Source organism: Halobacterium sp. DL1 (assembly GCA_000230955.3).
Classification (GTDB): Archaea; Halobacteriota; Halobacteria; order Halobacteriales; family Halobacteriaceae; genus Halobacterium.
In genome coordinates, this window is sequence record CP007060.1 from 208,329 (window position 1) to 222,223 (window position 13,895).

At 70.7% G+C, this 13,895-nt stretch carries 16 protein-coding genes; 15 read left to right on the plus strand and 1 reads right to left on the minus strand.

Annotated features, from left to right (window positions below; all coding sequences use genetic code 11):
• Positions 1–146 precede the first annotated feature (146 nt).
• The 15 genes from HALDL1_02595 (at position 147) to HALDL1_02665 (ending at position 13,569) form a co-directional block, all read left to right on the plus strand.
• Positions 147–560, plus strand: coding sequence for an urease subunit beta (locus tag HALDL1_02595; protein ID AHG02632.1), 414 nt, complete (start codon positions 147–149; stop codon positions 558–560).
• Positions 557–2,263: an urease subunit alpha gene (gene ureC / locus HALDL1_02600; protein AHG02633.1), complete on the plus strand. Its 1,707-nt coding sequence runs from the start codon at positions 557–559 to the stop codon at positions 2,261–2,263. Before HALDL1_02595 ends, ureC begins: the two co-directional genes overlap by 4 nt.
• Positions 2,260–2,649 (plus strand): urease subunit gamma, encoded by a 390-nt coding sequence (locus HALDL1_02605; protein AHG02634.1) that lies wholly within the window; start codon positions 2,260–2,262, stop codon positions 2,647–2,649. The genes ureC and HALDL1_02605 overlap by 4 nt, the downstream gene beginning before the upstream one ends.
• Positions 2,646–3,269: an urease accessory protein UreG gene (locus HALDL1_02610; protein AHG02635.1), complete on the plus strand. Its 624-nt coding sequence runs from the start codon at positions 2,646–2,648 to the stop codon at positions 3,267–3,269. The genes HALDL1_02605 and HALDL1_02610 overlap by 4 nt, the downstream gene beginning before the upstream one ends.
• Positions 3,269–4,168 (plus strand): urease accessory protein ureD, encoded by a 900-nt coding sequence (locus HALDL1_02615; GenBank protein ID AHG02636.1) that lies wholly within the window; start codon positions 3,269–3,271, stop codon positions 4,166–4,168. Before HALDL1_02610 ends, HALDL1_02615 begins: the two co-directional genes overlap by 1 nt.
• Positions 4,168–4,791: an urease accessory protein UreE gene (locus HALDL1_02620; protein ID AHG02637.1), complete on the plus strand. Its 624-nt coding sequence runs from the start codon at positions 4,168–4,170 to the stop codon at positions 4,789–4,791. The genes HALDL1_02615 and HALDL1_02620 overlap by 1 nt, the downstream gene beginning before the upstream one ends.
• Positions 4,788–5,474 carry an urease accessory protein UreF gene (locus tag HALDL1_02625; protein AHG02638.1) on the plus strand — a complete coding sequence of 229 codons (687 nt, stop codon included), beginning with the start codon at positions 4,788–4,790 and terminating at the stop codon, positions 5,472–5,474. The genes HALDL1_02620 and HALDL1_02625 overlap by 4 nt, the downstream gene beginning before the upstream one ends.
• 51 nt (positions 5,475–5,525) lie before the next feature.
• Complete coding sequence (locus tag HALDL1_02630; GenBank protein AHG02639.1) at positions 5,526–6,062, plus strand: halocyanin; 537 nt, start codon at positions 5,526–5,528, stop codon at positions 6,060–6,062.
• A gap of 203 nt (positions 6,063–6,265) precedes the next feature.
• Positions 6,266–6,757: a copper-binding protein gene (locus tag HALDL1_02635; GenBank protein AHG02640.1), complete on the plus strand. Its 492-nt coding sequence runs from the start codon at positions 6,266–6,268 to the stop codon at positions 6,755–6,757.
• A gap of 1 nt (position 6,758) precedes the next feature.
• A complete protein-coding gene (locus HALDL1_02640) occupies positions 6,759–8,765 on the plus strand; it encodes a nitrous-oxide reductase (GenBank protein AHG02641.1) in 2,007 nt (668 codons plus the stop codon).
• 192 nt (positions 8,766–8,957) lie between these two features.
• Positions 8,958–9,707 (plus strand): hypothetical protein, encoded by a 750-nt coding sequence (locus tag HALDL1_02645; protein AHG02642.1) that lies wholly within the window; start codon positions 8,958–8,960, stop codon positions 9,705–9,707.
• 6 nt (positions 9,708–9,713) lie between these two features.
• Complete coding sequence (locus HALDL1_02650) at positions 9,714–11,093, plus strand: copper-binding protein (protein AHG02643.1); 1,380 nt, start codon at positions 9,714–9,716, stop codon at positions 11,091–11,093.
• Positions 11,086–12,039, plus strand: a complete 954-nt coding sequence (locus HALDL1_02655; protein AHG02644.1) for a copper ABC transporter ATP-binding protein — start codon at positions 11,086–11,088, stop codon at positions 12,037–12,039. The genes HALDL1_02650 and HALDL1_02655 overlap by 8 nt, the downstream gene beginning before the upstream one ends.
• Complete coding sequence (locus tag HALDL1_02660; protein ID AHG02645.1) at positions 12,036–12,950, plus strand: ABC transporter permease; 915 nt, start codon at positions 12,036–12,038, stop codon at positions 12,948–12,950. The genes HALDL1_02655 and HALDL1_02660 overlap by 4 nt, the downstream gene beginning before the upstream one ends.
• A gap of 28 nt (positions 12,951–12,978) precedes the next feature.
• The gene (locus HALDL1_02665; GenBank protein AHG02646.1) at positions 12,979–13,569 is read left to right on the plus strand and encodes a NosL; all 591 of its coding nucleotides are present in this window, start codon (positions 12,979–12,981) and stop codon (positions 13,567–13,569) included.
• 4 nt (positions 13,570–13,573) lie between these two features.
• Here the strand turns inward: HALDL1_02665 and HALDL1_02670 are convergent, their stop codons facing one another.
• Positions 13,574–13,852 carry a hypothetical protein gene (locus HALDL1_02670; GenBank protein ID AHG02647.1) on the minus strand — a complete coding sequence of 93 codons (279 nt, stop codon included), beginning with the start codon at positions 13,850–13,852 and terminating at the stop codon, positions 13,574–13,576.
• Positions 13,853–13,895: the final 43 nt, after the last annotated feature.

A 13,895-nucleotide genomic window follows, 5' to 3' on the forward strand; every position in this document is an offset into this window, starting at 1 on the left:
TGTAGACGAACGGACACCAAATGAGTTCCCGACTGCGCAAATTTTGTGCTGCTCGCGCGAGTTTATTACATTGCCGGTGGAATAGGGGCGCACGATGAAAGAAAACGAAGTACGCAACTCGGGCGCGGTCGGGGGTGTCGACGGCGATGGCTGAGGACCTCGTGCCGGGCGAACTGCTGGCCGGTGAGGGGAGCGTGACGCTGAACGAGGGCCGCGAGACGGTCGACGTGACCGTCGCGAACACCGGCGACCGGCCGGTGCAGGTCGGCTCGCACTTCCACTTCTTCGAGGCGAACGCGGCGCTCGCCTTCGACCGCGAGGCGGCGTTCGGCACCCGACTGAACGTTCCTGCGGGGACCGCCGTTCGCTTCGAACCCGGCGACGAGCAGCGCGTCGAACTCGTCGACATCGGCGGGAACCGCCGCGCACACGGAATGAACGGCCTCGTGAACGGGAGCGTCGACGGTGACCCGGGCGAGGCGCTGGAACGCCTGCGCGAGGCGGGGTTCGCGGACACCGGTGCGGAGCAGGCCGGTGAGGGGGGTGGGAAGGCCGAATGACGCGGGATATCGACCGCGAGGCGTACGCCGAACTGTACGGCCCGACGGCGGGAGACCGGGTGCGTCTCGGGGACACGGAGTTGCTCGTCGAGGTGGAGGAAGACCGCCGGACGCCGGGCGACGAAGCAGTGTTCGGCGGCGGGAAGACGCTCCGGGACGGCCTCGGGCAGTCCCCGGACACCACGCAGGCCGGGGGCGCGCTGGACTGGGTCATCACGAACGCGACGGTGCTCGACCCAGTCGTTGGAATCGTGGCCGCCGACATCGGCATCCGGAACGGGGAGATCGCGGGCATCGGGAGCGCCGGCAACCCGGACACGATGGACGGCGTGGATATGGTCGTCGGCCCGTCGACGGACGTCTACCCCGCAGAGGGGAAGATCGCGACTGCGGGCGCCCTCGACGTCCACGTCCACTGGAACTCCGCGCAACTCCACGAGCACGCCCTGGCATCGGGCATTACGACGATGCTTGGCGGCGGGTTCGGCGGCGGCGCGACCACCTGCACGCCAGGCCCCGAGAACGTGAAGAGGTTCCTCCAGGCGGCCGAGGCGTGGCCGGTGAACGTCGGCTTCTACGGGAAGGGGAACGCCTCCGACCCCGAACCGCTCCGCGAGCAGGTCGAGGCGGGCGTCTGCGGGCTGAAACTCCACGAGGACTTCGGGTCGACGCCCGCGGCCATCGACACCTGCCTCTCCGTCGCCGACGATGAGGACGTCCAGGTCTGCATGCACACGGACACGCTCAACGAAGCCGGGTTCGTGGAGACAACCTTCGACGCCGTCGAGGGGCGGACGATGCACCTCTTCCACATCGAGGGCGCGGGCGGCGGCCACGCGCCGGACATCATGGAACTCGTCGGGGAGTCGAACATGCTGCCGTCCTCGACGAACCCCTCGATGCCGTACACCGACAACACGTTCGACGAGCACCTCGACATGGTGATGGTCTGTCACCACCTCAACCCGGACGTCCCCGAGGACGTGGCGTTCGCGGAGTCACGGGTGCGCGCGGAGACCATCGCCGCCGAGGACGTGCTCCACGACGTCGGCGCCATCTCGATGATGACCTCCGACTCGCAGGCGATGGGGCGGGTCGCGGAGGTGGTCTCCCGGACGTGGCAGACCGCCTCGAAGCTGAAGGGCCAGCGCGGCCCGCTTCCCGAGGACGAGGGGCGGGGCGCGGACAACCACCGCGTGAAGCGCTACCTCGCGAAGTACACCGTCAACCCCGCCATCGCGGCGGGCATCGACGACTACGTCGGCACCCTTGAACCCGGGAAACTCGCCGACGTGGTGCTGTGGGACCCCGCGTTCTTCGGTGTGAAGCCCGCGATGACGTTCAAGGGCGGCTTCCCCGTGCACTCCGAGATGGGGGAGGCCAACGGCTCGCTGATGACCTGTGAACCCATCAAGCAGCGCGAACGCGCGGGCGCCGTCGGCAAGGCGAAACACGCGCTCTCGCTCTCCTTCGTCTCGCCGGCCGCCGCGGCGGCGGACGTCGGCGCCGAGTACGGCCTCGACACGCCCGTGGTGCCGGTCTCTGGCACGCGGGACCTCGGGAAGGCGGACATGCTGTACAACGACTACTGTCCCGACGACATCGAGGTCGACCCGGAGACCTTCGAGGTGCGCGTCGACGGCGACATCGTCACCTGCGAACCGGCCTCGGAACTACCACTCGCCCAGCGCTACATGCTATGAAACTCACGCCAAAGGAGGAGGAACGGCTCACGGTGTTCACCGCCGCAGAGGTCGCGCGGCGCCGCAAGGACCGCGGCGTCCTGCTGAACCACCCGGAAGCGGTCGCGTACGTCAGCGACTGGTGCATCGAACGCGCCCGCGAGGGCGAGTCAGTCGCCGAGATTCGCGCCGGCGCCTCCCAGCTGCTCGGCCGCGACGACGTGATGGACGGCGTCCCCGAGATGGTCGGGATGATACAGGTCGAACCGGTGTTCCCGGACGGCACGAAACTCGTCACCGTCCACGACCCCATCCGCTCGGACTGCGTCGGAACCGCCGAGGCGGAGGAGGCCGCCGACGCCGAGACCGACGACGACGAACCGACCGGGACGGAGGACGAGCAGTGACCCCCACCCACCGCGACGTCGCGACGGTCGGCGTCGGCGGCCCGGTCGGGTCCGGGAAGACGTCGCTGTTGATGGAACTCGTCCCGCGACTCCGCGAGGCTGGCCTCGACGTCGGCGTCGTGGCCAACGACATCCTCACGCAGGCGGACGCCGACCGCCTCCGGGACCGGTTCGCGGGCATCGTCCCCGAGGACCTCGTCGCGGGGGTCGAGACGGGCGCCTGTCCGCACACGGGCATCCGCGAGGACCCCTCGATGAACCTCCGGCAAATCGACGCGTTCCTCGAGGCCCACCCGGACCTCGACCTCGTGCTCGTCGAGAGCGGCGGCGACAACCTCGCGGCGACGTTCAACCCCGAACTCGCGGACTACTCGCTGTACGTCATCTCGGTCGCGGAGGGCGACGACATCCCGCGCAAGCGCGGCCCCGGCGTGGTGGACTGTGACCTCCTGGTCGTGAACAAGACGGACCTCGCGCCCCACGTCGGCGCGGACTTAGACGTGCTGGAGCAGGACGCCCGCGAGGTCCGCGACGGCCCCTTCGAGTTCACCGACTGCAAGGCCGGCGACGGCGTCGACGCCGTCCTCGACCACGTCCGCGAGGGGGTGTTGTTCGCCTGATGGCGGCCGACGCGCCGCACCCGGCGTTCGAACCGTACGCCGCCGAAGCGGTCCCGCAGGCCCCCGTTGGGTCGCCCGGGAAGGACGGCGTCCTCGACCTCCGCTTCGCGGCGACGGCCGACGGCACGGCGCTCGTCCGTGACTACGCGACGGCGCCGTTCCACGTCTCCGGGACGCTGGGCCACGACCCGCACCCGCGCGCGACGACGGTGTTCGTCCAGTCCTCGACCGGCGGCGTCGCCCAGGGCGACCGCCGCGAGGTCACCGTCGCCGCCGAAGACGACGCCGTCGCCGTCGTCACCACCGGGAGCGCGACGAAGGTCCAGTCGATGACGCGCAACTACGCGGCCGAGTCCGTGCGCCTCGAAGTGGGGGCGGATGCCCACCTCGACTACGTCCCGGAACCGACCATCCTCCACGCCGACACCCGGTTCTGCCAGGACCTCTCGCTGGACGTCGCGCCGGGCGGGACGGCCGTCGTCGGCGACGTCGTCGTGCCCGGACGACTCGCCCGCGGCGAGCGCTTCGCCTTCGAGCGCTACCTCTCCCGTGTCGAGGCGACCGGCCCGGAGGGCCTGCTGTTCGCGGACGCGACGCACCTCGCGCCCGCGGACGCCGACCCCTCCGCCCCGGGCGTCCTCGGCGAGTTCGCCGTCTACGGGACGCTGTTCGTCGTCGCTCCAGACGCGGACACCGACGCCCTGAGCGACGACCTGCACGCGGCGGTCACGGACGCGGACGGACGCGCCGCAGCGACCGAACTGCCGAACAGTGCGGGGGTCGTCGTGCGCGCGCTCGGCGACCGTGCTGCGGACGTCGAGAGCGCCGTCCACACCGCCTGGGACGCCGCGCGCCGCGAACTGCTGGACGCCCCGGCGCCGTCCGGGAGGCGGTTCTGATGCTGGTCGCAGACAGCTACCTCGGCCACCGCGACGACCCGATTGTCGCCGACCGACTGGCCGGCGCCGATCCCCACCGCGTCGTCCTCTCGGAGACCGAGCGGCGCCGCTCGCGAGTCCGCACGGAGACCGCCGACGGGCGGGAACTCGGCGTCGTCGTCGGGCACGTGCTCGCCGACGGCGACGTCCTCGAGACCACCGACGGCGACCTCGTCGTGGTCGAACTCGCGGCCGTGGAGGCGCTCGTCCTCGACTTCGCGGACGCCGAGATAGCGCCGGCCGAGGCCCTCGAACTCGGCCACACCGCGGGGAACCGCCACTGGGTACTCGCTGTGCAGGACTCCACGGCGCTGTTCCCGGTGACGGAGTCCCGCGAGCGCATGGAGGCGACGCTCGCCGACGTGCTCCCGGCCGACGTGGAACTCGGCTACGAGGACGTGCCGCCGACCACGTTCGACGACGCGGGTGGGCACGGTCACTCGCACGACCACCAGCACGCCGACGGCCACTCGCACGACCACGGCCACAGCCACCAGCACTCCCACGACGGGACACACTCGGACCACAGCCACGGAGCGGACGGCGAAGCGGACCACACTCACGGAGGAGGTGGCGCCGAGTGAGCGACGACGCGGCGCTCGAGGCGTTCCGGCTGGCGGACTCGTTCCTCCCCGTCGGGACGAACAGCGTCTCCTACGGCCTCGAGCAGTTCGTCGCGGACGACCGCGTAGCCGACGCCGACGACGTCGAGGCGCTGCTGGCGACCCACCTCCGCCGGCTGTTCGGTCCGGGTGAACTGGTCGCGCTGCGGGCCGCCCACGCCAGCGCACTCGACGAGGACCTCGAGGGCGTCTGTGAAGCCGACCGCCGACTCGCCGCGGTGACGCTTCCGGCGGAGTTCCGCGAGAGCGCCGCACACGCGGGCGCGCGCCTGCTCGACGTCCAGCGCGAGGTCCGCGACGACGCGTTCCTCGCGGCCTACGCCGAGCGCGTCCCAGGCGAAGCGCCCGGCTTCCACGCGGTCGTGCTGGGCGCGACGGCGGCCCGGGCCGACATCTCCGAGCGCGAGGCGTGCCTGGTCTGCTGTCACGGCTTCGTCACCGGCTTGCTCGGCGCGGCCCAGCGGCTGCTCTCGCTGGGGCACAGCGACGTCCAGCGGGTGCTCGCCGACCTCCAGTCGACCATCGCCGACGCGGTCGAGGACAGCGCCGACCGCTCGCTCGCGGAGCTGACGCCGTTCGCGCCGCTCGTCGACGTGCTCGCGGCCGACCACGAGCGCGCCGACCGCCGGCTGTTCCTGAGCTGACCCTCCGTATCCTGCGCGGGGTTTAGGGAGTTCGCAGACGTACCTACGAACATGAACGAGTCCTATTCGAGGCGACAGTTTGTCGCTGGCGTCAGCGTCGCCAGCGCAGTCGCACTCGCGGGCTGCGGAGGTACCGGCGACGACGGTGACGGTGGCGGCGAGACGACCGAACCGGCGGACGGCGGTGGTGGGGGGACGACGGAGGCGACGACCGAGGCCGGCGGTGGCGAGGAGACGACGACGGAGTCGGGCGGCGGTGGGGGTGGCGGCGAGAACCTCGTCGCCGCAGGCCCGAACGCGGAACTCGTGTTCGAGCCCGAGGAGATCACCATCTCCAGCGGCGAGACGGTGACCTGGGAGTTCGAGAGTGCCGGACACAACGTCTCCGCGTGGCCGGAGATGAACGAGGAGATAGCCATCCCGGAGGGCGCCGAGGGGTTCGGCACGATGGAACAGGGCGGCGACGAGTTCGCCGTCGTCCCCCAGGGTGAGACGTACGAGCACACCTTCGAGACGACGGGCGAGTACACCTACATCTGCGTCCCCCACGTCGCGTCCGGGATGATCGGCACCGTCGTCGTCGAGTGACGCGCGCCAACCGCCACGACGCCTCCAGACGGGGTAACGTCCCCTCTGCGGGGTTCCTTCTCGCCGGGTAGCCCGTTCGACTGCCGGCCCGGAGCACCGGCCGTCAACGGTTGTCCTCACATGTTCGGCCGCGTTCCCGGCTCCCTGTACTCTGCTCGCCGGTTTACGTAGAACCCTCCCCGAGCCCCAGTCGAGGCAACAGTATGAGGAAACACTCACGACGCACGTTCCTGGCATCGGTCGGCACGGCGAGCGCACTCGCGCTCGCGGGCTGCTCCTCCGGGTCGGGACAGAGCGAGGACGATGGTGGCGACACGACCACCGAGTCCGACGACTCCGGGGGCGGTGGCGACTCGGGGTCGTTCACGGAGACCAGCACCATCGAGATGAACGACGAACTCGCGTTCGCACCCAAGCAGGTCCAGGTCTCGGCGGGGACCACGGTCACGTGGGAGAACGTCGGTGCGGTCGCCCACTCCGTCACCGCCTACGAGGACGAGATTCCCGACGGGGCGGCGTACTTCGCCTCGGGCGGGTTCGACGCGGAGCAGGCCGCCAACGAGGCCTACCCCGACGAGGGGAGCATTCCGGAGGGCGAGACCTACGAGCACACGTTCGAGACGACCGGCACGTACGAGTACTACTGCATCCCCCACGAGATGAGCGGGATGGTCGGCACCATCAAGGTGGTCTGAGATGACAGAAACACCGTCCGACGGCACCGACAGCACCGACCTCGACCCGGAGGCGGTCGTCGAGCGACACGAGCGCCAGATCGAGGACCTCCTCGCCGAGGTCGACGAACCGACCCCGCGCGACGACGACTCGCCGACGCTCGAGCTCGCTGGCCTGGAGCTCAACCGCCGGGACTTCGTGAAGGCCGGCGTCGCGACCGGCGCGATGGCCGGGCTCGCGGGCTGTTCCGGCGACATCATCAATCGCGGTGGCTCCGGTGGGGGCTCCGGCGGTGGGAGCAAGAGCGGGTCGGCGCCCGACCACAAGGTCCCGCCGGGCGAACACGACGAGTACTACGGCTTCTGGTCGGGCGGCCAGTCCGGCGAGATCCGCGTCGTCGGCATCCCGTCGATGCGTGAACTGATGCGCATCCCGGTGTTCAACAAGGAGGCCTCCCGCGGCTACGGCTTCGACGACGAGACCAGGGAGATGCTGGAGGGCGCCGGCGACTACACGTGGGGTGACAACCACCACCCCGTGCTCTCCGAGACGGACGGCGACTACGACGGCGAGTACCTCTGGGTGAACGACAAGGCCAACGGCCGCATCGCCCGGGTGAGCCTGAAGTACTTCGAGACGGACGCCATCACGGACGTCCCGAACGTCCAGTCCGTCCACGGCTGCGCCGTCCAGAGTCCCGACACGGGCTACATCTTCGGCAACGGGGAGTTCCGCGTGCCGCTGCCGAACGACGGCCGCGACGTCCACAGCCCCGAGAACTACGCGTCGCTGTTCTCGGCGGTCAACCCCGAGACGATGGAGACGGAGTGGCAGGTGAGAGTTGACGGCAACCTCGACATCGTCGACACCGACAAGGACGGCCGCTGGGCCATCGCGTCGGCGTACAACTCCGAGGAGGCCACGGAGGCCTCCGGGATGACCCACGACGACCGCGACTTCGTGAAGGCGTTCGACGTCCCTCGTATCGAGAAGGCCGTCGAGGCCGGCGAGTACGAGGAGGTCAACGGCGTCCCCGTCGTCGACGGGACCAAGGACAGCCCGCTGAACAGCGGCGGTAGCCCCATCGTGCGGTATATCCCGACGCCGAAGAGCCCGCACTGCGTCGAGGTCGGGCCGAACGGGAAGTACGCGTTCATCGCCGGGAAGCTGTCGCCGACAGTGACGATGCTCGACATCGAGGCGCTCGACTCCTCGAGTGACCCCGACGACGTCGTCGCCGGCCGCCCGAAGGTCGGCCTCGGGCCGCTGCACACGACCTTCGACGGGAACGGCCACGCGTACACGTCGCTGTTCATCGACTCGCAGGCCGTCAAGTGGGACATCGAGGCGGCCGTCGACGCGGACGCGGGCTCGACGGACCCGGTGATGGAGAAGGTCGACGTCCACTACAATCCGGGCCACATCCAGGCCGTCGAGGCGATGACCACCGACCCGGACGGCGAGTGGCTGGTCAGCCTCAACAAGCTCTCGAAGGACCGGTTCCTGCCGGTCGGCCCGATCCACCCGGACAACGACCAGCTCATCCACATCGGGCAGGGCGAGACGGAGATGGAGGTCGTGGCCGACCACCCGGCCTACCCCGAGCCCCACGACTGCGTGTTCGCCCACCGGGACAAACTCGACCCCGCGACGACGTACGACAAGGCCGACTACGAGGGCGAGAAGCCGTTCGTCAAGCAGTCCGACTCGGGCATCGAGCGCACGGGCGAGCGCTCCGTCGACGTGAAGATGTCCTCGATGCGGTCGGAGTTCGGCCTCAAGGAGTTCACGGTGACGGAGGGCGACGAGGTCACGTTCACCGTCACGAACATCGAGGGTGTGCGCGACATCATCCACGGCGTCGCCATCCCCGAGTACGACATCCACCTCGCCATCGCGCCCCAGGACACCCGGGAGGTCACGTTCACCGCGGACGAGCCCGGCGTGTACTGGTTCTACTGCACGTACTTCTGCAGCGCGCTCCACCTGGAGATGCGCTCGCGGATGATCGTGGAACCGCGCGAGTAGCGACGACGAACGACCAGTAGTCGGCCAGGGCGACCGACTCGGACGCCGGCCGCGGTCGGCCGGCACCGACGACGACCGGCGGTCGTGCGGGGTGCGAGTGGGGCGGCGTGTCAGTATCTGGCGTCGCTCCGCCCGCGGCCCGCGCGGCCGACACCGGTGGTTCGTCACGACGGACCCCGGCCAGGTGACACCATGGACTACGAATTCCCAGGCACGTCGGCGTTCGCACAACTGCGCCGTGGGCTCCCGGTGGTAGCGGCAGTGCTGTTCGTCGCCGCGCTGCTGTTCCCCATGTGGCGCATCGAGGTACACGCCGTCCAGTACCCGAGCACGGTCCTCGAGCTCCAGCTCTACGCCTATCCGCGCATCACGGGCGACTACGTGGAGATGGCGAACCTCAACAAGTACATCGGCTTCTACTACCCCGACCCGGTCTACTGGCAGCCGAACTTCGAGCCACACCCCCGGGCCATCGACGTGCCCGAGTGGTCGCTGGGTCCGCTGGCGTTCGTCGTCGTCTCGGCGTGCAGCCTCTTCGTCGCGCTCGCGCCCGACGTGCGGCGACTCAAGCGCGGACTCGTCGCGCAGTTCGCGGGGACGGCGGTCGTGTTCGGCGTGCTGCTCGCCGACATCCAGTACCGTCTCTACCAGGCGGGACACACGCTCGACCCGGACGCGCCGGTGATGGGCGTCGACGGGTTCACGCCGCCGCTGTGGGGGCGCTACGACGTGGCGAACATCACGAGCTACTCCCGGTTCGGGACGGGCGCGTACCTCTCGGTACTCGCCGTCGCCCTGCTCGCCGTCGCGTTCTACTACCGCGACCGCGACACCACGTTCGGCGACCTCGCGGCCGCCGCGAAGCGCCGAATCGGCGCGGGCGATGGGGGCGACGAGCCGGACGACGACCCCGTGCGCGCCGACGAGACGGGTGGGAGGTGACCGCCCGTGCGTGACCGACGCGTCGAGCGCTGGTTCGCGGTCGCGGCCGCCGTGCTGCTCGTCGTGAGTGTCGGCGCCGTCGTCGCCACGCCGGCGGAGAACCCCAGCCGGGACCAGACCGTCGACTTCGACGCGTCGGTCCCCGCGGAGTACGAGTTCGCCGCCCCACCGGCCGACGGCCACGCGACCGTCGACGACCAGCGCTACGACACCCTCGACGGCGCGCTCGCCGCCGCCGCTCCCGGCGACACCGTCCGCGTGACGGGCACCGTCGAGGGCCCGGTGACCCTCGACACCCCCGGCGTCACCGTCGTCGGCACCTCTCCCTCGGAGTCGGTCGTCCGCGGACAGGGCGAGGGGACGGTGCTGACGGTGAACGCCAGCGACGTGACCGTCCGCGACGTCTGGGTCACGGACGCTGGCTACAGCACCACCGACAACGACGCCGCCGTCTGGGTGGCCGGTGCGAATGCGACCGTGGACGGCGTCCGCGTCACGAACACCACGTTCGGCGTCTGGGTCGACGGCGCGTCCGGGGCCACGATTCGCGACTCGGCCATCGTCGGCCGGGAGTCGATCGCCCGGCTCTCGGACCGCGGCAACGGCATCCAGCTCTGGGAGGCCGACGGCGCCGTCGTCGCCAACAACACCATCACAGACGCCCGCGACGGCATCTACTTCTCCTGGAGCACGGACGTGCTCGCGCGGAACAACACGATGTGGGACCTCCGCTACGGCGTCCACTACATGTACTCCGACCACAACCGCCTGGCGAACAACACCGCGTTCGACAACGACGTCGGCTACGCGCTGATGGTCTCCGACGACATCGACGTCGTCGACAACGTCGCCGTCAACAACTCGGGGACCAGCGGGCACGGCGTCCTCCTGAAGGAGGTCGACCACTCACGCGTCGCCCGCAACGACCTGGTCGGCAACGGCAACGGGCTGTTCGTCTACAACTCCATGGACAACGACGTCGTGGACAACCTCGTGCTCGCCAACGACGTCGGCGTCCACCTCACCGCGGGGAGTACCGACGCCCGCGCCAGCGGCAACTCCTTCGTCGACAACGGCGACGCGATGAAGGCCGTCCTCGGCGAGCAGGTCGCCTGGAACGGCAGCGACCGCGGGAACTACTGGGACGGCGCCCGGCCCGTGGACGTCGACCACGACGGCGTCAGCGAGGTCCGGTTCCAGGCGACCGGCGTGCTCGACGAGATGAGTCACAGACAGCCGGAGGTGGAGGTGTTCGCGTCGAGTCCCGCCTTCGACGCGGTGCGACTGGCGACGCGCTCCGTGCCGCTGCTCGAGACACCGGGCGTCGTCGACCACCACCCCCTGGCGAGACCGGCACACGACGACTGGAGGCGATACTATGAGTGAAATCGAAATCAGCGACGTGGAGAAACGCTACGGCACCGTCACCGCCCTCGACGGCGTCTCCCTCACCGTCGACCGCGGGGAGACGTTCGGCCTCGTCGGCCGCAACGGGGCCGGCAAGACGACGCTGTTCAAGATGCTCGTCGGCCACGCGACGCCGGACGCCGGCAGCGTCTCGGTCGGCGGGCTCTCGCCGACGGCGGGCACCGCGCTTCGCGAGCGCGTCGGCTACCTCCCCGAGCAGGCCGGCTTCCCGCCGTCGTTCACGGGACGGGAGGTGCTCGGGTTCCACGCCCGCGTCCGCGACGTCCCCGGCGACGTCCGCGACCAGCGCGTCCAGCGCGTGCTCCAGACCGTGGGGCTCGCGGACGCCGCCGACCGCCACGTCGGGGGGTACTCCAACGGGATGAACCGACGGCTCGGGCTCGCGACCACGCTCGTCGGCAACCCCGCGGTGCTCCTGCTGGACGAACCGACCGCCGGCCTCGACCCCGCGGGCGTCGCCGACTTCCACGACATCGTGGAGACGCTCTCCCGGGAGACCGACGTCACCATCGTCGTCACCTCCCACGTGCTCGGCGAGATCGAACGCCTCTGCGACCGCGTCGCCATCCTCGACGAGGGACGGGTCACCGTGGAGGGCGACGTCACCGACCTCCGGCGGTCCGCCGGCGACACCGTCTCCGTGGTCGCGACGGTCGAGGACGCCGAGGGCGCCGCCGACTACCTGGCAGACAGCGCGGGCGTCGTCGCCGTCGCCGCGGACCCGCCACAGGTCCGCCTGGAGTGCGAGCGCGCCGCCGTCTTCGACGTGCTCGACGACCTGCGGAACGCCGCCGAGGTGGCGGACGTCGAGGTCGCCGAGCCGGGCCTCGACGCCGTGTTCCGGGACGCGGTCGCCGCAGGACGCGGTGTCGACTTCGGACTCGCCGGAGGTGAGCGCCGATGAGCGACGACGAGCCCGCTACCGACGGCAGCGGCGTTACGACCGCCGGCGTCGAACTCGGACTCGAGACCGAGGCCCGGACCGGCACCGGGTCGGTGTCGGCGCTCCGCGCGGCCGCCGTCGACACCGGTCTCGTCGCCGTCAGGGAGTACCGTCTCGCGGTCCGGCGGCGCTGGGCGCTCGGCGTCGCGGTGCTGTTCGCGCTGTTCTCGGTCGCGCTCGTCTTCCTCGGCGGCTCCGCGGTCGGCCCCACGCGGGTGGCCGCCGTTCTCGCGAGCTTCGCGCAGCTCGGCGTCTACGTCGTGCCGCTGGCCGCGCTCGCGGTCGGCTTCGACACCATCGTCGGCGCCGACGAGAGCGGCTCCCTGGAGATGCTGCTCGCGCTCCCGCTGTCGAACGCCGCCGTCGTCGTCGGGACGTATCTCGGGCGGGCGGCCGCGCTCGGCGGCGGGATGCTCGTCGGCTTCGCCGTCGGTGGCGCGCTCCTCGTCCGGTTCGCTGGCGTCGGCGTGGTCGGCTCGTACGCGAGCGTCGTCCTCACGGCAGTCGCCACTGCGCTCGCGTTCCTCGGAGTGAGCGTCCTCGCGTCCACGCTCGCCAGCGAGAAGACCCACGCGCTCGGCGCCGCGCTCGCCGCGTGGGTGTGGTTCGTGCTCGTCCACGACCTCGTCGCGCTCGGCCTCGTCGCGACCCTCGACCTCCCCGAGTGGGTCGTCGGCGCCGCCGTGCTCGCGAACCCCGCGGACCTCTTCCGCGTGTTCGTGCTGCGCGGCGTCTCCACCACAGCCGGGGGCATCGCGGGCGTGCTCACCGGCACCGGCCTGACGACGCCCGTCCTGCTCGCCGCGCTCGCAGCCTGGATCGTCCTGCCCGTCGCCGGCGCGGTGCTCGCGTTCCGCCGCCGGTCGGTCTGACCTCCGGCGGCCTGCCGTCTCCCCGAATATGACACGATACCCAACTCGTCGCACGTTCGTCGCGACCGGTGTTGCAACGCTCACGACCGCGATCGCCGGCTGTACCGCCCTCGGCGGTGCCTCCGGGAGTGACGACTCGGGCCCGAAACCGGGCCCTATCGACCTCTCGGGCGGCAAGTCCGACGACCAGGGCGGGATGCTCATCGGCGAGCACTTCGGGCCGAACGGCCAGGTGTTCTACGCCGACAACAGTCCGGAGGGTCACGACAACCCCGCGTGGTTCCACACGCTCGCCGTCGGCCTGTTCCCGTACCACCTCGCGCGCGAGCAGCAGGGGTGGACCGCCGAAGCGGTCTACGTGACGGACTACTCGGCGGTGGACTACGACCTCACCGAGCGCAAGGGACAGCAGTACATCAGCACGCACACCGCCGCAGACACGTTCGGCGACGCCGAGACGCTGACGTACGTCGCCGGCAGCCGCGTCCACGGCGGCATGGGCACGGAACTCGTCCCGTTCTCCGACGACAGCGACGCGTCGGCGTTCGTCAGCACCCACGGCGGCCGGACGCTGTCGTTCGACGAGGTCGACCGGGCGTTCCTCCAGTCCTACCGGTAGCCGGTCACGCCTCCCCGTCCCACGCCGTCACGCGGAACTGGCGGTAGCCGCCGTGGGACGCCTCCAGGGCGCCCATCCACCAGTTCCAGCGCTCCGCGGGCGTCCCCCGCGGCGCGTCCGAGAGGTGTTCGAGGACCACCTCTGCCGTCAACTCCACGTCGAGGTCACCCTCCAGTTTTCCCGCGTCCACGAGGTCCCCCGCCGCCCGTGCGACCGTGCGCCGCTCGGCTGCCGTTCCGCCGAACGCCTGTCGCAGGTGCAGCATGAGGACTTCGCGGTCCATCGTCGGCACCTACGATGTCCCGCGGCTTCAACACTCGGGTGGG